Annotated in this window: 18 protein-coding genes; 13 read left to right on the forward strand and 5 right to left on the reverse strand. The window is 68.9% G+C overall.

All coding sequences use genetic code 11. From position 1 onward, the window contains the following. Positions 1-101: 101 nt before the first annotated feature. The 7 genes from CUR96_RS13060 (at position 102) to CUR96_RS13090 (ending at position 8,368) form a co-directional block, all read left to right on the forward strand. Positions 102-1,076 carry an N-acetylglucosamine kinase gene (locus CUR96_RS13060; RefSeq protein ID WP_180969026.1) on the forward strand — a complete coding sequence of 325 codons (975 nt, stop codon included), beginning with the start codon at positions 102-104 and terminating at the stop codon, positions 1,074-1,076. 106 nt (positions 1,077-1,182) lie between these two features. Continuing rightward, positions 1,183-2,079 (forward strand): SIS domain-containing protein, encoded by an 897-nt coding sequence (locus CUR96_RS13065; RefSeq protein WP_102193726.1) that lies wholly within the window; start codon positions 1,183-1,185, stop codon positions 2,077-2,079. 12 nt (positions 2,080-2,091) lie between these two features. Beyond that, complete coding sequence (locus CUR96_RS13070; protein WP_102194006.1) at positions 2,092-3,078, forward strand: ROK family protein; 987 nt, start codon at positions 2,092-2,094, stop codon at positions 3,076-3,078. Continuing rightward, positions 3,075-4,103 (forward strand): 1-phosphofructokinase family hexose kinase, encoded by a 1,029-nt coding sequence (locus tag CUR96_RS13075; RefSeq protein WP_102193727.1) that lies wholly within the window; start codon positions 3,075-3,077, stop codon positions 4,101-4,103. Before CUR96_RS13070 ends, CUR96_RS13075 begins: the two co-directional genes overlap by 4 nt. Continuing rightward, on the forward strand, positions 4,100-4,954 hold the full coding sequence (locus CUR96_RS13080) for a class II fructose-bisphosphate aldolase (RefSeq protein ID WP_102193728.1): 855 nt from the start codon (positions 4,100-4,102) through the stop codon (positions 4,952-4,954). Before CUR96_RS13075 ends, CUR96_RS13080 begins: the two co-directional genes overlap by 4 nt. Positions 4,955-4,988: 34 nt before the next feature. Next, positions 4,989-5,765 carry a DeoR/GlpR family DNA-binding transcription regulator gene (locus tag CUR96_RS13085; RefSeq protein WP_102193729.1) on the forward strand — a complete coding sequence of 259 codons (777 nt, stop codon included), beginning with the start codon at positions 4,989-4,991 and terminating at the stop codon, positions 5,763-5,765. Positions 5,766-5,839: 74 nt separating this feature from the next. Next, complete coding sequence (locus CUR96_RS13090) at positions 5,840-8,368, forward strand: LuxR C-terminal-related transcriptional regulator (protein WP_180969027.1); 2,529 nt, start codon at positions 5,840-5,842, stop codon at positions 8,366-8,368. A 4-nt stretch (positions 8,369-8,372) separates the two neighbouring features. Here the strand turns inward: CUR96_RS13090 and CUR96_RS13095 are convergent, their stop codons facing one another. Further along, entirely contained in the window at positions 8,373-8,918 is a 546-nt protein-coding gene (locus CUR96_RS13095; protein ID WP_102193731.1) for a hypothetical protein, read from the reverse strand. A gap of 294 nt (positions 8,919-9,212) precedes the next feature. On the opposite strand from CUR96_RS13095, the gene CUR96_RS13100 reads away from it, so the two are divergent. Then, positions 9,213-9,824 carry a hypothetical protein gene (locus CUR96_RS13100; RefSeq protein WP_102193732.1) on the forward strand — a complete coding sequence of 204 codons (612 nt, stop codon included), beginning with the start codon at positions 9,213-9,215 and terminating at the stop codon, positions 9,822-9,824. Between the two features lie 194 nt (positions 9,825-10,018). Here the strand turns inward: CUR96_RS13100 and CUR96_RS13105 are convergent, their stop codons facing one another. From CUR96_RS13105 to CUR96_RS13120, 4 genes are all read right to left on the reverse strand, one after another. Then, on the reverse strand, positions 10,019-10,819 hold the full coding sequence (locus CUR96_RS13105) for a MerR family transcriptional regulator (protein WP_102193733.1): 801 nt from the start codon (positions 10,817-10,819) through the stop codon (positions 10,019-10,021). 175 nt (positions 10,820-10,994) lie between these two features. Further along, on the reverse strand, positions 10,995-11,681 hold the full coding sequence (locus tag CUR96_RS13110) for a hypothetical protein (protein WP_102193734.1): 687 nt from the start codon (positions 11,679-11,681) through the stop codon (positions 10,995-10,997). After that, positions 11,681-12,574 carry an ABC transporter ATP-binding protein gene (locus tag CUR96_RS13115; protein WP_102193735.1) on the reverse strand — a complete coding sequence of 298 codons (894 nt, stop codon included), beginning with the start codon at positions 12,572-12,574 and terminating at the stop codon, positions 11,681-11,683. The genes CUR96_RS13110 and CUR96_RS13115 overlap by 1 nt, the downstream gene beginning before the upstream one ends. Next, positions 12,571-12,951 carry a GntR family transcriptional regulator gene (locus tag CUR96_RS13120; RefSeq protein ID WP_102193736.1) on the reverse strand — a complete coding sequence of 127 codons (381 nt, stop codon included), beginning with the start codon at positions 12,949-12,951 and terminating at the stop codon, positions 12,571-12,573. The genes CUR96_RS13115 and CUR96_RS13120 overlap by 4 nt, the downstream gene beginning before the upstream one ends. A gap of 426 nt (positions 12,952-13,377) precedes the next feature. Here CUR96_RS13120 and CUR96_RS13130 point away from each other — a divergent pair, with 426 nt between their 5' ends. The 5 genes from CUR96_RS13130 to CUR96_RS13150 all read left to right on the forward strand — a co-directional run bounded on the left by CUR96_RS13130 (position 13,378) and on the right by CUR96_RS13150 (position 19,199). Beyond that, entirely contained in the window at positions 13,378-14,424 is a 1,047-nt protein-coding gene (locus CUR96_RS13130) for a LacI family DNA-binding transcriptional regulator (RefSeq protein ID WP_102194007.1), read from the forward strand. Positions 14,425-14,453: 29 nt separating this feature from the next. Beyond that, positions 14,454-15,668: a class I SAM-dependent methyltransferase gene (locus CUR96_RS18625; protein ID WP_180969028.1), complete on the forward strand. Its 1,215-nt coding sequence runs from the start codon at positions 14,454-14,456 to the stop codon at positions 15,666-15,668. Between the two features lie 348 nt (positions 15,669-16,016). Next, positions 16,017-17,333, forward strand: a complete 1,317-nt coding sequence (locus CUR96_RS13140; protein ID WP_102193738.1) for a quaternary amine ABC transporter ATP-binding protein — start codon at positions 16,017-16,019, stop codon at positions 17,331-17,333. Then, positions 17,330-18,280: an ABC transporter permease gene (locus tag CUR96_RS13145; protein WP_102193739.1), complete on the forward strand. Its 951-nt coding sequence runs from the start codon at positions 17,330-17,332 to the stop codon at positions 18,278-18,280. The genes CUR96_RS13140 and CUR96_RS13145 overlap by 4 nt, the downstream gene beginning before the upstream one ends. After that, entirely contained in the window at positions 18,273-19,199 is a 927-nt protein-coding gene (locus CUR96_RS13150; protein ID WP_102193740.1) for a glycine betaine ABC transporter substrate-binding protein, read from the forward strand. Before CUR96_RS13145 ends, CUR96_RS13150 begins: the two co-directional genes overlap by 8 nt. Positions 19,200-19,228: the final 29 nt, after the last annotated feature.

The raw sequence follows: 19,228 nt of genomic DNA on the forward strand, positions 1-19,228 counted from the left end.
CCATTGCCTCCAGATTTCGCCCCCGGATATTTCCGTTGGCTTGAAGCTATGCTCACGGCACATGAAGGTCAAGTTAGGACGCATAACAAATGGGTCACGACATGTTGATGCTGGGTCTGGATGCCGGAGGAACGTCGACCAGGGCGGTGCTGACCACGGCTCAGGGGGAGTGCGTCGGCTACGGCGTCGGTGGGCGGGGCAACCCCGTCTCCGCGGGTGCGGAGCGCGCCGCTGACGGTGTGCTGGAAGCCGTGCGGGGAGCGATCTCGTCGGCCGGAGTGCGATGGGACGGCATCCGGGTGATCACTGCGGCGATGGCGGGGCAACGGGCATCCGGCCCCGGAGTGCAGCGCCTCCACGACCGTCTCGTCGCGGAGGGTTTCATCGGTCGCCTCACCTTCGAGTCCGATCTGCTCGCGACGTACTTCAGCGGCACGGCCGATGACTTCGGCTATGCGATCGTGTCGGGCACCGGCGCGTGCGTGGTGAGGATCTCGGGGGGCCGGATCGAGTCGGCTCGTGACGGGCTCGGCTGGCTGCTCGGCGACCGGGGCAGCGGATTCTGGATCGGCCGCCGTGTGGTGAGGGCCGTGGTGCAGGATCTCGACGGCACGGGGCCCGAGACCGCGATGACGCAGCGACTGCTGGATCATCTCGGCATCTCCTCGCCGGCGATGGGGGCGGAAGGGCGCCCGCAGGCGCTCGAGCGCGTCGTCGATGCGCTGTACGCCCTGCCGCCGATCGAACTGGCCTCGCTGGCGCCGCTCGCCTTCGCGACCGACGATCCCGTGGCCCTCAGGATCCTGCGGCGGGCGGGTGAGCACCTCGCCGACTCGCTCGCGGCGGCACTGAGCGGGCCGGGGCCGCTGATCGTCGGCGGTGGCGTCCTGTCGCGTTCCGGCCCGGTGCGCGATGCGTTCATCCTGAGGCTGGGCAACAGTGCGACCGAACTCGACCTGCGTCGGGTCGACGATGGAACCGTCGGTGCGGGTCTGCTCGCGATCCGCGCCGATGGGGTGTCGACGACGAGCGCGACGCTCGCCGCTCTCACCGACACGATCGCGCAATTCCGCTGATCGCCGATGGCGTCGAAACCCGGTAGCCTTCTCATGGAGCGCTACTATATGATCGAATATGACTTAAAACAATCACAAATTTGCACTTTCTGACGAAGGGTCTCTGATGATCGATTCGCTGCCCGGCGCGCACATGCGCGAAGAGCTGACCTCTCAGCCCGAGACGTGGGCACGCGCCGCCGACCTGCGCGAGGCGCAGCGAGCACTGCCGGCCAAGGGCGCACGCATCGCGGTCATCGGATGCGGGACGTCCTGGTTCATGGCGCAGTCGTTCGCGGCGCTGCGCGAGAGGGCCGGGTTCGGCGAGACGGATGCGTTCGCCGCATCGGAGTCGTTCGTCGACCGCGGATACGACGCCGTCGTCGCACTGACCCGATCCGGCACGACGACCGAGGTGCTCGAACTGGTCGAGCGCCTCCGCGGGCGTGTTCCCACGATCGGCGTCATCGGCGACCCCGCGTCGCCGCTGGTCTCGCTCGTCGACGATGCCGTGCTGCTGCCCTTCGCCGACGAGAAGTCCGTGGTGCAGACGCGGTTCGCGACCACAGCGCTGGCCCTCTTCCGCGCCTCGCTCGACGAGGACCTCAGCCAGGCGATCGCCGACGCCCACGCCGTGCTGGCATCGACCGACGATGCCGCGCTGCGCGACGCCGAGCAGTACACGTTCCTCGGACGCGGCTGGACCGTGGGTCTCGCGAACGAGGCTGCGCTGAAGATGCGGGAGTCCTCGCAGTCCTGGACGGAGTCGTATCCGTCGATGGAGTACCGCCACGGACCGATCGCGATCGCCGCGCCCGGCCGGGTGACGTGGCAGTTCGGCACACCGCCGGAGGGACTGGCCGCACAGGTCGAGGCGACCGGGGCCCGCTTCGAGCAGAACCCGATCGACCCGATGGCCGACCTCGTGCGCCTGCATCGCGTCGCACTCGATCGTGCAGTCGCCCGTGGCCTCGACCCGGACCAGCCGCGGAACCTCAGCCGCTCGGTCATCCTGGACGCCTGAACGGACCGGATGATGATCACGCCCGGGGATGCGGAGCCGGACATCGTGCGCGAAGCCTCCGGCGAGGCGCTGGCCGACGTGCGCTCGCTGGGCGGCGGAGCGCCCGTGCTGGCCTTCGACGTGGGCGGTACCGACATCAAGTCGGCCCTGTTCGGCGCGGACGGCATCGCCCGGGGCCTCCGGCGAACGCCCACCCCGATCGCTGACGGTGATCGCACCGAGGTCCTGATCGAGCGCCTCGGCGTGCTCGCGGCCGAGCTCCGTGCCGCTCACCCCGAGGTGGTGCCGCAGGCGGCCGGGCTGGTGGTCCCCGGGATCGTCGACGCGGATGCCGGGCTCGGCGTCTTCGCCAGCAACCTCGGCTGGCACGACTCGCCGCTGCGCGATCTGGCCGCAGCGCGGCTCGCGCTCCCCGTGGCCTTCGACCACGACGTGCGCGCTGCGAGCTGGGCGGAGCACCGCCTCGGCGGCGCCCGCGCCTACGCGAATTCGGTCGTGCTCGTCATCGGCACCGGGATCGCCGGCGCCCTGCTCATCGACGGAACGCCCTACACCGCGGGCGGCTACGCCGGCGAGATCGGTCACTCGCCCGTCGCCGACGGTCCGCTGTGCGCGTGCGGCGCCCGCGGCTGTCTGGAGGCCGTCGCCTCGGCTGGCGCCATCGCACGCCGCTATCGCGAGGAGACCGGCGTCGACCCCGACGGCGCGAAGGGGGTCATCGCCCGTGCCGCGGCCGGTGATGAGGTCGCCGCGGCGATCTGGGACTCGGCGCTCGGCGCCCTGACGATGTCATTGGCTCAGATCACCGCCGTCGTCGCCCCCGAGGCGATCGTCATCGGCGGCGGTCTCTCCCGCGCCGGCGGCGCGCTGTTCGGCGAACTGCGCAGCCGTCTCGCCGCGCGCCTCAGCTTCCACCGCATCCCCGAACTGGTCCCCGCTGAACTCTCCGGCGATGCGGGGATCCTCGGCGCCGCGCTGCGTGCCAGGGAGCTCGCATGATCCTCACCGTCACCCCGAACCCCGCCCTCGATCTCACGTGGCACGTCGACAGCATCCATGTCGGCGAAACACATCGGACGGATGCCGCAGCCACCCGCGCGGGCGGCAAGGGGATCAACGTGGCCAGGGTGGCGCACGCTCAGGGTGCCGACGTGCGGGCCGTCAGCACAGCCGGCGGAGCCACCGGCGCCGAGTTCGCCGCCGAGCTGCGGGCGAGCGGAGTACCGCATCGGCTGGTGCCCGTGGCGGGGGCGACCCGTCGCAGCATCGCGCTCGTCGACGGGCAGCGGGGCGACACGACCGTCATCAATGAGCGCGGGCTCAACCCGACAGACGCGGAGTGGGCGGCGCTGGTCGGGGAGATCGTCGATGCGCTCCCCGGCGCCGGCGTGCTCGTCATCTCGGGCAGCCTCCCGCCCGGTGCGCCGCGCACGCTGTTGCCGCTCCTCATCGGACTCGGCAAGGACGCCGGAATCCCCGTGATCGTGGACACCTCCGGCCCCGCACTGCTGCAGGCGGCGGATGCCGGAGCATCCGTCCTCAAGCCCAACGCCGAGGAGCTGGTCGAAGCCACCGGCATCGCCGACCCGATCGAGGGAGCTCGCGTGCTTGTCGAGCGCGGAGCATCCCTGGTGCTGCTGTCGCGCGGAGCGGACGGGATGCTGGCCATCACCGCATCCGGATCGGACATCCTGCACGCCCGGCTTCCCGAGTCACTGGCCGGGAATCCGACCGGCGCGGGCGACGCCGCCGTCGCCGCGTGCGCCGCGCTGCTCGACGCCGGCGTCACCGATCCGGAGGAGATCCTCCGGCGGGCGACGGCGTGGTCGGCGGCCGCCGTGCTGATGCCCCTCGCCGGTGAGATCCATGAGCACTGGCCCGATCTCGAGCGAGCTGTCGAGATCCGTCCGGGGTTCGAACCGACAGCCGCTGCACGAGACACCACGTCCGGCGTGGTGTCTCGTGCGGACCATGTCGCTTCGCCAGATCCGGAGCCACTGTACGAACCGAAGGACCCCGCATGACCCTGGTCTCCGCCCGCGAACTCGTCTCCGCCGCGGCCGTCGCCGGCACCGGCATCGGCGCGTTCAACGTGATCCACCTCGAGACCGCCGAAGCGCTGGTCCACGCGTCGGAGCGCGCGCAGCTGCCGGTGATCCTGCAGATCTCGCAGAACTGCGCCGACTACCACGGGGGCTTCGAGCCGATCGCGCTCGCCACCCTCGCGGTCGCCCGGCGGGCGACGACCCCGGTCGCCGTGCACCTCGATCACGCCGAGCATCCGGAACTCGTGGCCGAGGCGATCGACCTCGGTTTCGGCTCGGTGATGTTCGACGGCGGGGCCCTGCCGTACGAGGACAACGTCGCCTTGACCGCCGCGGTCGCGAAGCGGGCCCACGCCGCCGGCGTCTACATCGAGGGCGAGCTGGGAGAGGTCGGCGGCAAGGACGGCGCCCACGCGCCGGGGGTGCGCACCGACCCGGACGAGGCGCGTGCCTTCGTGGCGGCGACCGGCGTCGACGCCCTCGCGGTGGCGGTCGGCTCGTCGCACGCGATGACTGCCAGGACGGCTTCCCTCGACCTCGACCTGATCGCCCGTCTGCGTGCTGCACTGCCGGTTCCCCTGGTGCTCCACGGCTCGTCGGGAGTGTCGGATGCCGTGATCGCCGACGCCGTGCGCGCCGGGATGACGAAGATCAACGTGTCCACGCATCTGAACGGATTCTTCACGAGCGCGATCAGAGAACGGCTCGCCGCCGACGAGCGGCTCGTCGACTCGCGCAAGTACCTCGCACCCGCCCGCGAGGCGCTGGCGGGTGAGGCGGCCCGTATGCTCAGACTGTTCGCCCTGCAGGACGCCGGAGCCGCATCATGATCCGCCCTGCACACGAGATCTCTGGAGCACCGGCATGAAGCGCGCAGCGCGCCTGAACGCGATCCTCGACCTGCTCGCGGCGACCGGCGAGGTCAGCGTCGACGAGCTCGTCGAGCGCTTCGACGCGTCACCGGCGACGACTCGGCGAGACCTCGACAGCCTCGCCGAGCAGCGCCTGCTCACCCGCACGCACGGCGGAGCGGTGGCGCAGACCGTCGCCTACGAACTGCCGATCCGGTACAAGAGCCACCTGCGCACGCAGGAGAAGGAGAGCATCGCGCAGGCCGCGGCCGCCCTCGTCGCACCCGGCACCGTCGTCGGCCTCTCCGGCGGCACGACCACGACGGCGATCGCGGCGGCGCTCGCCGCGAGAGACGACCTCGCCGCGCAGGGGATCACGGTGGTGACGAACGCGGTGAACATCGCCGCGCAACTCGCCACCCGCCCCGACATCAAGGTCGTCGTCACCGGCGGAGTCATCCACTCGCGCAGCTACGAGCTCGTCGGCCCGTTCGTCGAGCAGTTGCTGCGCGGTGTACGCCTCGACATCGCGTTCATCGGCGTCAACGGATTGGATGCCGAGGGCGGCGCGACGACGCACGACGAACGCGAGGCCGCAGTGAACCGGCTGATGGCCGAGCGCGCCAGCCGCGTCGTGGTCGTCACGGACGGAAGCAAGCTCGGCATCACCGCCTTCGCCGCTGTCGGCGGGGTGGACCTGTTCCCGACCGTGTTCACGGATGCCGGAGCGGATGCCGAGGAGGTCGCGACGCTGCGCGCCGCCGGCTACGAGGTGCTGCTCGCGGGGTAGCCGCTCGCCGCGGAACGCCACGGTGCCCCGGGATGGCAATACTCTGGCTACGGGGTTCGGGGAAGGGGGCGATCGTGACGATCGACGTGCCGGAAGGCGGGGGCAGGCCGCATCTCTCGGCAGCCGCGCTGGATCGGCCGAGGATTCACGCGCTCTTCGACACCGCGGCACAGCTCACCGTCGTTCGCGCGGTGCACGGTGCCGGCAAGACCACGGCCATCGCCGCGTGGGATCGGCGCCGTGACGGCGACGCGATGTGGATTCGTGCAGGCGCCCGCGACACCGGCGCCTCGGATCTGGCCGCGCGCATATCGCGGCGGATGGCCGGGGCCGGCATCCGCTCGGGTGCCGCCGTTGACACCGGCGAAGGAACCTGGCCCGCCCTCTCCGAGCTACTGGCTAACTCGCCCGCCCGTGTGATCGTCCTCGACGATGCCGGCGGGGTCTCGCCGCGCGATGCGCAGGAACTCGTGAGAGCTCTCGTGCACGCACCGCACATCAGGCTCGTCGTCGCCGCCGATCGGGTGACGTTCTTCGAGAGCCCCGCCGCTGCGCTGTATGTCGACAGGACGATCATCGGTCCGGACGACCTGATGTTCGATCTCGGGGAGATCGCGCGTTTCCTCGAGGTGGACCACGGCGCGGCTGAACGTCTGCATCGTGCGACCGGCGGACTGCCGGTGGCCCTCCGCGCGATCGCCGAGTCGCACCGCCCGAAGCAGCGGATCGCGTTCACCCCCGCCGCGATGGACGTCGTTGACGACTATCTCCATCTGCAGTTCGCTGAGGCCGCCCGCGACGATGGATTCCTGGCTGCACTGGCGCGGATGAGCACCGACGACGCCATCGATCACGGCACGTCCGTGGCGCTCAGCAGCGATCCGCGCGGCGAGGCGATTCTCGATGAGGCGGCCTCCCTCGGGTTCGGCACCTGGTCCGATGCCGGCCTGTTCTCCTTCGCGCCCCCGCTCCGTTCGTTCCTGCAGCACGAGATGCGCCGCTCGTTCTCGACGGAATTGCCGGAGTTGCGCTCGACGGCAGCGCGGGAGGCACTACGGCGAGGTGCCCCTCACGACGCTCTGCGGCTCGCCGTCGATGCGGACGACCTCGCGCTGGCGGCGCACGTCGTGCTCGTCGGCTGGTACGAGTTGCTCGAGCGGCATGGTCGAGCGGTGATCGAGACGCTGGGGTCGTTGCCATCGGCGCGACTCAAGGATCAGCCTCTGCTCGTGATGCTGCTGGCGATCTGCTACTTGGGCACGAAGGTGAGGCGCCTGCGGGGCCTGCAGCTGCTCCGGGCCGCGATCGCGTCAGCGGACTCGCCGCGGGGTGCCGTCTCCACCTTGGAGCGCCTGTACATCTGGACGGCGCAGAGCGTCGCTCTGCGGCTCGTCGGCTGGAACCGACGATCCAGCGAGGTCGCCGTGCGGGCGCTGAGACTCCTCACCGAGATGCCCGAGAGCGACTGGGAGCCCTACCGGAACGCGATCCCGCGGGTCTGCACGCAGCTGGGGCTCTGCCTTTTCTACGCAGGGCACGTACGGTCCGCGATCGAGGCGTGGGCGTTCGCCGCTGCTCTCGCGTCCGCACGCAACTCGCCGAGCGCTTTCCACAGCGTGGCCCTGATCGCCGGCGCGCACGCACTCGACGGGAACATGCCCGAGGCGGAGCAGTACGCACGAATCATCCGCGAGGGCGACTGGGACGCGCGGCTCCTGAACGGTTATCAAGGCACCTTCTACCGCGTCGCTGAAGCGCTTCTCGCGCTCGAAGACGGAGATGTCGCGGCGGCGTCGGCACACGTGAGCGCTTTCGATCCGCACCGCGAGACCAGCGAGCATTGGCTGGTCATGGCCTCGGTCGAGACGCGGGTGCTTCTGGAGGGGCATGCTCCGGAGGCCGGGCTCGAACGGCTGGAGTCCCTCGTCGCCGCACGAGGGAAGGAGGCGTCGCGGACCGTGGCTAGGCAGCGATTGGCTGCCTCCCGCATCCACCTGCATCTCGCACGCGGTTCCGACGCCCGGGCGAAGCACATCTGGGAACAGGATGCTGCCGGCGACGGCTACGAGAGCGTCGTGCTGGCGGCCCGTATCGCTCTGGCGGACGGTCGCCCGTTCGATGCCCTGCGCCTGCTCTCGCGCACGGATTCCGTGGCACCGAATGCGCGGCTGCGCGCCGAGGCCGCTGCCATCACGGCGGCGGCGACGATCAGGACAGCAGGACCCGACGCGGCATCGCGGCCCCTGCGTGTGCTCGACGCCGTGCTCGACGACCGACGGCTCCGCACACCGCTCACGTATCTTCCGCCGGACGACCTGATCGCAGTCGGCGAGTTGCTCGGCACGCGCGAAGGCGGGACCGCGCCCGAGTCGAGCATCTTTCCGCCGCGCCGTCGGCGTCCCCGTCTCTCGGGGCGTGAGCGTGTGGTTCTCCGAGCCCTGCACTCCAGCGAACCGCTCCCGGGCATCGCCGATGAGCTCGGCGTCTCGGTGAACACGATCAAGACGCAGCTGCGCAGCCTCTACCGGAAGCTCGACGTGCCGGATCGGGCCTCCGCGATCTCCCGCAGCCACGAACTGCGACTTCTCGACAGCGACGGCTGAGCGCCTAGCGGCCGACGCCGGCCCTTCGCAGCATCCGCGCGATCGTGCTCACGAGCACGGCCACCACGCTCTCCCCGATCAGTCTTCCGGCCAGGGTCGCCGTCAGCACGAAGGGCGTGAGGTGCTCGGGAGAGAACGCCGCCAACGAGATCGCGAACAGAGCCACCGCCACGGCAGCGGCGCCGACGGTGAGACGGCGCGTCGACACCGGACCCTTCCACGTCACGAGATCGAAGACGATGCCGGCTGTCAGCAGCGGTACCGCTGACAGCAGGCCGATGGGTGAGAAGGCGACGACCATGATCGCCGTGATTCCGGCGGTGATCGTCGCAGTGCCTGTGGCGCGGGTCAGGATGCGGGCGAGCAGAGGCATCGCCGTGTTGGCCGAGGCGAGGAGCGCATAGAGGGGCGGCGCCGCCGGGGCGGCGGCAGCCAGCACCGGGAGCAGCGCCAAGAACATGCCGGTCTGCACTGCGGCGAGAGCCGCCGAGACGAGAAGCGCCCTCGTCGGGGTGGATGCCGCGAGGGCGGGGCGAGGGGCGGCGGACACCCGTCGAGCTTACGGCGGCGTGCGGGGTGAAGGTCCGGGGTGAGGAAAACGCGGGGGGCGGGAGCGGCGATCCCGTCCGCCATAGGCTCATCGCGCCCGGTCGGTCGTCCGCCATGCCGTGGCAGATCCCCGATGTCGATGGCGACACGACACCGTGCCCGAACGCGAGCACGACACGTCATCACAGTCCGCGAGCTGCGCGCAGAACGTCGCGCGGCCCGTGGGCCGGTCCTCGTCGTGCCGTTTCCCGTGAGGACACATCCTGATGCCTCGCCCCGAACAAGAAAGTCACACGTGAACGAGCACTCCCCCTTTGCATCCACGTCGATCTCCACGCCGACGCGCCGCACGCTGATCAAGGCGGCCGCATGGTCGGTGCCGGTGATCGCGGTGGCCGTCGCGACGCCGCTCGCCGCGGCGAGCGGCGCCGAGCCGCAGCCGGCGCCCGGTGGCGGTCTCTCCGTGTGGCAGGGCGGCACCTCGGTGCAGACGTGGACGCTGACGCAGCCGAACCGCGTGCAGCTCAACTCCGGCCAGAACGTCGGCTTCGAGTCCTTCAACCCGGACACCGGCGATGCACAGCCCGCGGGCACCTTCCGCTCCGGCGTGGTGACCGTGACGATCCAGTGGGGCGCAGGCAACGGCGTCGCCGACCCGACGAGCTACCGGCTCGAGGAGCGCACCCTCAACGGCTGGGTGCGGGTCGGCCCCGCCCCGGCTGAGACCACGAGCGGATCGGTGCAGTACACCTACGTCGGCATCCTCAACGGAGCGGCGAACATCGTCCCGCTGCCCGTCGTCTGGCTCTACCCGTCTGCGGGTGGTGCGCTGACCCCGACCTACGTGAACACCTCGCTCTCCTCGGAGTTCCTGAGCGAGAAGACCTCCGGCTCGCGCGTGCCGTAAACCGCACAGGCGTCACGCAAGGAAGGAACCCCCGGATCATCGGGGGTTCCTTCTTTCGCGTTCGGGCGGCGCGCCGGGCGGGACGGTGCGTTCTGCAGGACGATGTCACAGTTGTCGGAGCATCCGACGGCGTGTCGCCCGATAGGTGTGCATCCGTCCTGCAGATGGCACGCGCTCGGGAGCGGATGCCGACGTCAGGGACGTGCGACCGGCTGCTGCAGCTCGGTGACCCAATCGGACTGGTCCTCCGACACCGCCCGCACGTAGAGCTCACGGCACGGCCCGTTCGGCACGTAACCGCGAGCGAGGATCTCGGCGTGCACGGCGTCCCAGCTCTCCCGGATGCGGTCCATCGCCCCGAGATGCACGCCGCAGATCGCGACCTCCACGGCAGGGAGGTCGACGATGCCGAAACCCTCTCGCCGATCGCCGTTGTAGGCGTAGCCGGCGGTGATCTCCATGCCGTCGTCGGTCAGGCGGTACTGGGCGATCGGAGTGGACAGCGCTCCGCACTCGTCGCCGAGTACGTCTTCAATGCTCGCGAACAGCGGCCCGACGGCGTCTCCGACTTCTGCGTGCGCGACGGATGCCGTGTGCGCGGCGAGCCGCACCGCCGGCAGCGGCTTCTGGATGATCTCGATGGGTGACATGCGTTTCTCCTTCTCGATGAGGTGGAGCCTGCGTTCCACGTCGACGAGCCGGTTCGCTGCGACCCGGTGCTCCTCCTCGACCTCCGCCTGGCGGACGCGCAGCAGCACCGCGATCCGGTCGGCGTCGATCCCCTGCTCGAGGATCAGCGCGATGTCATCGAGGCCGAAGCCCAGATGGCGCAGCGCGACGATCCGGTGCAGCCGTTCCAGCTGCGAGGGGTCGTAGGAGCGATAGCCGGTGAACTCGTCGACATGGTCGGGAACGAGCAGCCCGGCGGTGTCCCAGTGCCGAAGCATCCGATGGGTCACCTGGCCGATCTGCGCGAAGGCTCCGATTGACAACATGTCTCAGTTCTCCCGCCTTCCACAGTGTCAGTGTCAAGTCTCCCGCAGGCCACGTATCTCGCGAGCCCCGTTCACAACTCCTCAGAAACGCGACGGATGCTCCGGGCGATCTGCGCGGTGATGCGCAGTTCTCGCCCGGAGCATCCGAAATTGAGGAGTTGTGAACAGCCCCCGCCTAGGGGATCGCCCTCCGGAAGGCGAGGAACGAGATCCCGGCCATGATCGCGATCGCCACGAGTCCCCAGAGCGCGAGGCCCAGGGCGCCCAGATCGAGGATGCCGGTCCACACGGTTCCCCAGAGCTCGAGCTTGGTGGTGAGGTACACCAGCCCGACCAGGATCAGCCCGAGCCCCAGCCCGATGAGGGTGAGCACCATCGTTCCCCAGCTCTTGTAGATCGTCGCGCAGGTGAATCCGATGATGAAGATGAACAGGGCCAGGGTGGCGTACACGAATCCAGCCGCGAGCGGCCCCGCTTCCCAGACCCACGGCAGGTGGAAGAACCACCCGTTGACGCCCCAGCCGTTGGTCGCCAGTTCGATCAGGCCGCCGACGATGAAGATCGCACCGAGGATCGCGCTGGTGAGCGCCGCGGTGATCAGCGTGCCGAGGTAGAACTCCCGGCGGGTGATGCTCAGCGCCTGCGAGAACGGGAACGTCATCGTCAGGGCTTGGATGCCGACGAACAGGAAGTACCAGAGCGGAGCCTGGCTGCCGCCGCCGTACTTGGGCTCGTCGATCGGGATCATCGCGGAGATGAGGATCGAGATGAGCAGCGAGCCGCCGACGATCATCAGCGGAACCCAGATGTACGTCTGCTTGTTGATGAGCTGCAGGCGGATGACTTTCAGAGTGCGAAGCATCAGCGGACCCCCTCGGAGATGGTCGCGCCCGACTGGGTCAGGCGCACGATCAGTTGCTGGAGCGAGACGGGCGCGAGGTCGAGACCTTCATCGCTCACCGCGGCTCGTTCTTCGGCGGACAGCGCGCCGAGGACGGTGACGGATGCCACCCGGCCGAGCGCTTCACGGTGCAGCACCTCGCGGCCGGCCGACCAGGCGTCGACCTTCGCGGCTTCGCCGACGATCGTGACGGCGCGGTCGCGCACGGCATCCGTGTCCTCGTCGAGGATGATGCGTCCGTTGTCGATGACGATCACCTTCTCGATGAGGTTGGAGACCTCGTCGATCAGGTGCGACGACAGGATGATGGTGCGCGGATACTCAGAGTAGTCCGCGAGCAGGCGGTCATAGAAGATCTGCCGGGCGACCGCGTCGAGGCCGAGGTACGGCTCGTCGAAGAAGGTGATCTCGGCCCGCGATGCGAGGCCGATGATCACGCCGACGGCGGAGAGCTGCCCTCGAGAGAGCTTCTTGATCCGCTGCTTCATCGGCAACTGGAAGTCCTCGATGAGCTGGTCGGCGAAGTCCTGGTCCCAGTTCGGGAAGAACAAAGCGGCCGAGCCGATCGCCACCTTCGGAGTCGCGTCCTCGGGGTACTTCTGGCTCTCGCGCACGAAGCAGAGCCGGCTCAGCACGTGCGTGTTCTCGTACGGGTGCTGACCGAACACCTTCACCGATCCGGAGCTGGCGAAGTTCTGCGCCGTGAGGATCGACATCAGCGTCGTCTTGCCGGCGCCGTTGCGGCCGAGGAGGCCGTAGATCGCACCGCCCTCGACGGTGAGCGAGACGTTGTCGAGCGCGCGCTTGTCCTTGTATCGCTTGGTGAGGTTCTGCACCTCGATGACGGTGGTCATGCGGGGTTCTTCCCTTCTGTGGTGGTGGAACGCTCCTGCAGCAGAGTGGCGAGGTCGGAGACGTCGAGGCCGAGCGTGCGCGCTTCGGCGAGGAGCGGGTCGATGAAGCGGTCGGCGAAGGCCTCTCGCCGTTCGCCGAGCAGCAGAGTGCGTGCTCCCTCGGCGACGAACATGCCGATGCCTCGGCGCTTGTAGATCACTCCCTTGTCGGTGAGCACGGCGACTCCCTTCGCTGCGGTTGCGGGGTTGATGCGGTAGAACGCGGCGAGCTCGTTCGTCGAGGGCGCCTGGGCCTCCTCGGCGAGCGAACCGTCGAGGATCGAGTCCTCGATCTGTTCGGCGATCTGGAGGAAGAGGGGTTTGCCTTCTTCGATCACGTGTCCTCCGCGGGTTAGTGGGTTACTTACTCGAGTAGGTAACCATAGAACCTGGATGCGTGTCAACCCGATCAGCACCCAGGTCGCCCTTGACGATTCTGTACCGGTACAGTAACGTCGTTCTATACCGATACAGAAGGGAACGATAATGGACCACTCGACGATCTCCGCGCTTGTCTCGGCGGAGCGCCTCGCAGAGACGCTCGACCCTCACGACCAGCAGCGACGGGAGGCTTTGACTGCCCGGGATCGCCGGTACGCGGCGCAACGCCGCGCGGTCGCGATGCGGCGGGTCCGAGAGGCGCTCGCTCGCGGACTGCGACGTATTGCCGAACTCATCGAGCCGCCTCGCCCGAGCTGCGCCACCGTCGTCTCCGACCGCGCATAGGGAAACGGTCGGGCAGAATGATGGCGGAGGTGGACGTGATGGCGCGCGTGACGCTGCAGACGATAGCCGAGCATGTCGGCGTGAGCCGGATGACGGTTTCGAACGCGTTCTCACGCCCGGATCAGCTCTCCGCCGATCTTCGAGCCAGGATTCTGGATGCCGCGCAGGAGCTGGGCTACTCCGGTCCCGATCCCGCGGCGCGCGCGCTGGCCTCGGGCCGCACGGGAGTCGTCGGCATGGTGCTGACCAACTCGCCCCGTGATGCGTTCACGGACGAGGTCGCGGTCGGTTTCGTCCGCGCAGTGGCCGGATCACTCGGCGATGCGGGCTACTCGCTCGTCCTGCTGCATTCCTCCTCCCACGACGGTGTCGTTCCCGCCAGGGACGTCGCGATGGACGGTGCGATCATCTACTCCTGCACGCCGAGGACGAAAGCGGTCACGGCCTTGACGGAGCGCCGCCTGCCGATCGTGACGGTCGAAGGGGCGCCGGTCACCGGAATGCCGAGCATTTCGCTCGACAACAGCGCGGGCGCCTACGAAGCGGCGCAGCACCTGAGCGAACTGGGGCATTCCGACATCGCGATCGTCGTGCCCACGGTCGATGCGGACGACGAGCCGCCGTCGGAGAGCGTGATGGCCACGGCGTCGTCGACCGCCGCCGGACGTCTGGACGGCTGGATTCGCGCGCTGACTGAGGCGGGCATCACCCCGCGCATCGTCGGTACGCCGAGCCTGGCGATCGACGAGATCCTGAAGTCGCGGATCGGTCGGATGCTCGATGCAGCGCCGACGGCTGTGCTGGCGTGGTCCGACCTCGGCGCGCTCGAAGTGATGGAGCAGGCCAGAGCCAGAGGCATCCGCGTGCCGGAAGACCTGTCGATCGTCGGATTCGACGACAGTCCGCTCGCCGCACGCGTTTCGCCGGCGCTGACCACGGTGCATCAGGACATCGACGCGAAGGGCGAAGCGGCGGCGGCGGCCCTGCTCGCGATGATGCGGAACGACCCCATGCCTGCCTCTCAGGTGCTCACGACCCGGCTGGTGACCCGCGACTCCACGCGCCCTCCGGCTCCGGTCGAGTAGGTCGGCGAGGCGCCGCGTACAGTGGGCTGGTGCCGGAATTCCCCTACAGCCGCTTGCGCCGCTGGCCCGATGTCGAGGCGGAGAACCTGCAGGCGTGGGACGCCACCGACGAGTTGCTCGTGGACCGGGCGCTCGCGCTCGCCGCGGAACGCAGGATCGGCGGCGCGGAGATCGTCGTGATCGGTGACGGCTACGGCGCGATCACGCTCGCGTTGGCGGGTGCCGGGCTCCGCGGCATCCGCGTTCATCAGGACCTCGCCACCGGCCGGCGCGCGCTCGAGCGCAACGCGGGGGAGACGGGGCTCGACGGCTTCCATGGGCACGAACTCGACGGTTCACTGCTGAGCGGTGCCCGGCTGGTGCTCCTGCAGTTGCCGAAGGCACTCGCCGAACTCGAGGAGTTCGCGGATGCCGTGGCGCGCTGGGCTGCTCTCGACGTCGTGCTGCTCGCCGGAGGCCGCGTCAAGCACATGACGCTGGCGCAGAACGACGTGCTCGGCCGCAGTTTCGCGCAGGTGCAGGCTGAGCGCGCCGAGCGGAAGTCACGGCTCATCGTCGCGAGCGAGCCGCGCGAGGTTCCGGCAGAATCGCCGTTCCCGGTGCGTGCCGACCACGACGGGCTCATCCTCATCGCCCACGGTGGCGCCTTCGCCGGAGCCCGCCTCGACATCGGCACGCGGGTGCTGCTGGAGCAGTTGCCCCTGCTCGCGCGTTCACAACTCCGGAAGAACGACCCGAATCGGGTCGAAATAGCGCCGGAACCGACCGAATCGGCGGATTTCTCCGGAGTTGTGAACACCTCGCGGGAAGCACCGACCGTCATCGACCTCGGCTGCGGCACCGGCGCGCTCGCCGTCGCCTACGCGCTCGCCCACCCCGACGCCCGCGTGATCGCCACCGACCGCTCGGCCGCGGCCGTCGCATCGGCACGAGCGACGGTCTCCGCGAACGGAATCGAGGACCGCGTGACCGTGACCCACGACGACGCCGGCTCCGAGCTCGCCGACGCCAGCGCCGACATCGTGCTGCTCAACCCGCCGTTCCACCTCGGCAACAGCGTCCACACCGGCGCTGCGACGCGCCTGTTCGAAGCGTCCGCCCGTCTGCTCCGACCCGGCGGCGAGCTCTGGACCGTGTACAACTCGTCCCTCGGATACAAGGGCGAGCTCACGAAGATCGTCGGTCCGACCGAGCAGGTCCACCGCACTCCGAAGTTCACGGTGACGCGCAGCGTTCGTCGCTGACCCGGCTCCGATTCCGCCCGATCCGGCCGCGGATCCGACCGGACTCAGAATCCCGCGTTTCGCGCGCTCACCTGCCCTTTACACACCCTTCTCGCGACCAGGATTTGCCCCTGATCGGCCATTTAGTTACGTTGGACTGTGGGCCGAACGGTCCCAGACCAGTCCGCGGCCGCGTCCTTCTTTCGAATTCTGTACTACGAAGAGGCGCGGGCGTACGGTCGATGTTCTTTGCGGTGGATCCGAAATCTGCCGCCCGCGCCGCCAGTGCAGCACTGTCGAAACGGCCATGTGAACGTCACCCGGGCGTGACCGAAGCAGGCTCGCACATCAGCGAGCCGCAGGGGAAACGTGTCCGAAACCGCACTTGAAGCGCGCCATCTGTTCAAAGTGTTCGGGAAGAATCCGAACCAGGCCGTCCGCCGGCTGAAATCCGGCGAGAGCCGTTCCGACATCGCGGACGTGGGAACCGCCGCCGTCATCGACGCGAGCTTCACCGTGAACCGCGGTGAGATCTTCGTGATCATGGGTCTGTCCGGCTCCGGCAAGTCCACCATCATCCGTATGCTCAACGGCCTGCACGAGGCCACAGACGGATCCGTCATCGTGAACGGCGACGCCATCACCGGCATCCCGACGTCGCGTCTGCGTGAGATCCGTCGCGACCGCATCTCGATGGTCTTCCAGCATTTCGCCCTGCTGCCGCACCGCACCGTGGCCGCGAACGTCGCCTACCCGCTCGAGCTCAAGGGAATGCCCAGGGTCGAGCGGCTGGCGAAGGCCGAGGAGATCCTGACCCTCGTCGGCCTGGCCGGCCAGGGCGACAAGCTTCCCAGTGAACTGTCCGGTGGCATGCAGCAGCGCGTCGGCATCGCCCGCGCCCTCGCCGCCGACAGCGACATCCTGCTCATGGACGAAGCCTTCAGCGCCCTCGATCCCCTGATCCGCCGCGAGATGCAGGAGCAGCTGCTCGAACTGCAGCAGAAGCTGCAGAAGACCATCGTGTTCATCACCCACGACCTCAACGAGGCCATGTTCCTCGGCGACCGGATCGCCGTGATGCGCGACGGCCGCATCGTGCAGATCGGCACCCCAGAAGACATCCTCACCGACCCGGCGAACGACTATGTCGAGCAGTTCGTGCAGGACGTCGACCGTGCCCGTGTGCTCACGGCCGCGAACGTGATGGAGCGCCCGCGCCCCGTCGTCGCGGCGACCGCCGGTCCGCGCACGGCGCTACGCCAGATGCGGGATGCCTACATGTCCGCGACGTACGTCGTGGATCGCGACCGGCAGCTGGTCGGCATCGTCACCGACCGGGATGCCGTCAAGCTCGTCCGCAAGGGAGTGACGACGCTCGAATCGATCATCAAACCCGTGCCGCAGGCCGTGCAGGAGGACGAGGTCCTGATGAACCTCTTCATTCCGTCGGTCGAGTCTCCGGTGCCGCTCGCGGTGACGAACGCCGAGGGGCGCCTGGTCGGAGTCATCCCCCGCGTCACCCTGCTCGCCGCCCTCGGCCCTGGGCCCGGAGCGACCGGCGAGCTCACGCTCCCGCTGTTCCCGATGCCGCAGGCCGAGATCGACGCCGTGCTCGATGACGGCTGGACAGCTGAGCCGGCGACCGCCGCCGGAGCCCCGTCCGCGAACGAGGAGGTGGCCCGATGAACTTCCATCTCCCGATCGGCACCTGGGTCGAATCCGCCGTCGACTGGATCAAGGACAACCTCGACGGTCTTCTCGACGTCGTCTCCTTCGTCGTGACCTTCCTCGTCGAGGGGCTCACGTACCTGCTCCTGCTGCCGTACTTCTTCGTCGTCATCATCGTCGCGGCGCTCATCGCGTGGCTGGTGCGATCGTGGCAGTTGGCCATCGGAACGGTGATCTCCTTCGGGCTCATCGTCGCGATGGGCCTCTGGGTTCCGGCCATGCAGACGCTCGCCCTGGTGCTCGTCGCTGCAGTGGTCGCGGTACTCATCGCGATTCCGCTCGGCATCTGGTCTGCGCGCAACTCGACCGTGCGCACCGTGCTGAAGCCGATCCTCGACTTCATGCAGACGATGCCCGCCTTCGTGTACCTGATCCCCGCGATCGTGTTCTTCAGCATCGGCGTGGTCCCCGGACTCGTCGCGACGGTCATCTTCGCCCTTCCCCCGGGCGTCCGGCTCACCGAGCTCGGCATCCGCGGTGTGGACTCGGAGACCGTCGAGGCGGGTCAGGCGTTCGGCGCGAAGCCGGGACAGATCCTGCGCGGCATCCAGCTCCCGCTCGCGATGCCGACGATCCTCGCCGGCGTCAACCAGGTCATCATGCTCGCCCTGTCGATGGCCGTGATCGCCGGAATGGCGGGCGCCGACGGCCTCGGCAAGATGGTCGTCGAAGCGATCTCGACCGTGAACATCGCCAAGGGCGTCGAGGCGGGGCTGGGCGTCGTGCTCATCGCCGTCTTCCTCGATCGCGTCACCGCTGCGCTCGGATCGCTGGGCAGGAACCCGGGCTCGCTGCTCGGGATGCTCGCCCGGCGGCGCTCCGCGCAGCGCGCGACCGCGGCATCCGCTCTGCTGGCCGACGCGCCTGCGGTGCACGTCGAAGAGAAGGAGCTGCAGAATGCGTAAGAACAGACTCATCAGCATCGCGGCGCTCGGCGCCGCGGCATCCCTCGCTCTGGCCGGGTGCGCGACCGACGGCGCCGGCGGCACCAGCGCCCTCACCGGTGGCGGCACGACCGACGCGACCGGCGACAAGGGCACGATCACGCTGGGGTACCTCCCGAGCTGGACCGACGGGCTCAGCACCGCGTACCTGATGCAGGATCAGCTCGAGAAGCTCGGCTACGACGTCGAGATGAAGACGCTCACCGAGGCGGGTCCCCTGTACGCGGGGCTCGCCCAGGGAGACGTCGACCTCTACCCGTCGGCCTGGCCGGAGCTCACCCACGCCGAGTACATCGAGAAGTACGGCGACTCGATCGAGGATCTCGGCACGTACTACGACAACGCCAAGCTCACGATCGCGGTTCCCGAGTACTCGGACATCGACTCGATCGAGGACCTCGCCGGCCGAGGCGGCGACTTCGACGGCAAGATCATCGGCATCGAGCCGGGTGCAGGGCTCACGGCGCAGGCGGGCGAGATGATCTCGGCATACGGCCTCGACGGCGAGTACACGCTCGTGACCTCGTCGACTGCGGCCATGCTCACCGAGCTGAAGGCGGCGACCGAGAAGCAGGAGGACATCGTCGTCACGCTGTGGCGTCCCTTCTGGGCGAACGACGCCTTCCCGATCAAGGACCTCGAAGACCCGAAGGGCGCGATGGGTGAGGCCGAAGGGCTCCACTTCCTCGGCGCAACAGGCTTCGCCGAAGAGTTCCCCGAGGCCGCTGAGCTGATCGAGAAGATCAAGCTCGACGACGAGCAGTACGGCGCACTCGAGGACCTCGTGGTCAACGAGTTCGGCGAGGGCAAGGAAGCGGATGCCGTCGACGCCTGGCTCGACGAGTACGGCGACCAGTTCGAGTGGGTCGTCAGCGACTGACACCCCGATCTGCGGAGCTGAGGAAGGAT

This window comes from Microbacterium aurantiacum, from assembly GCF_002872075.1.
Lineage (GTDB): Bacteria > Actinomycetota > Actinomycetes > Actinomycetales > Microbacteriaceae > Microbacterium > Microbacterium aurantiacum_A.

Bases quoted from the DNA above. Each gene is read 5' to 3' on its own strand.
- CUR96_RS13150 (WP_102193740.1), top strand. From the start codon at position 18,273: ATGCGTAAGAACAGACTCATCAGCATCGCGGCGCTCGGCGCCGCGGCA.
- CUR96_RS13130 (WP_102194007.1), top strand. From the start codon at position 13,378: ATGGCGCGCGTGACGCTGCAGACGATAGCCGAGCATGTCGGCGTGAGC.
- CUR96_RS13145 (WP_102193739.1), top strand. From the start codon at position 17,330: ATGAACTTCCATCTCCCGATCGGCACCTGGGTCGAATCCGCCGTCGAC.
- CUR96_RS13075 (WP_102193727.1), top strand. From the start codon at position 3,075: ATGATCCTCACCGTCACCCCGAACCCCGCCCTCGATCTCACGTGGCAC.
- CUR96_RS13070 (WP_102194006.1), top strand. From the start codon at position 2,092: ATGATCACGCCCGGGGATGCGGAGCCGGACATCGTGCGCGAAGCCTCC.
- CUR96_RS13115 (WP_102193735.1), bottom strand. From the start codon at position 12,574: ATGACCACCGTCATCGAGGTGCAGAACCTCACCAAGCGATACAAGGAC.
- CUR96_RS13110 (WP_102193734.1), bottom strand. From the start codon at position 11,681: ATGCTTCGCACTCTGAAAGTCATCCGCCTGCAGCTCATCAACAAGCAG.
- CUR96_RS13060 (WP_180969026.1), top strand. From the start codon at position 102: ATGTTGATGCTGGGTCTGGATGCCGGAGGAACGTCGACCAGGGCGGTG.
- CUR96_RS13085 (WP_102193729.1), top strand. From the start codon at position 4,989: ATGAAGCGCGCAGCGCGCCTGAACGCGATCCTCGACCTGCTCGCGGCG.
- CUR96_RS13105 (WP_102193733.1), bottom strand. From the start codon at position 10,819: ATGTTGTCAATCGGAGCCTTCGCGCAGATCGGCCAGGTGACCCATCGG.
- CUR96_RS13065 (WP_102193726.1), top strand. From the start codon at position 1,183: ATGATCGATTCGCTGCCCGGCGCGCACATGCGCGAAGAGCTGACCTCT.
- CUR96_RS13080 (WP_102193728.1), top strand. From the start codon at position 4,100: ATGACCCTGGTCTCCGCCCGCGAACTCGTCTCCGCCGCGGCCGTCGCC.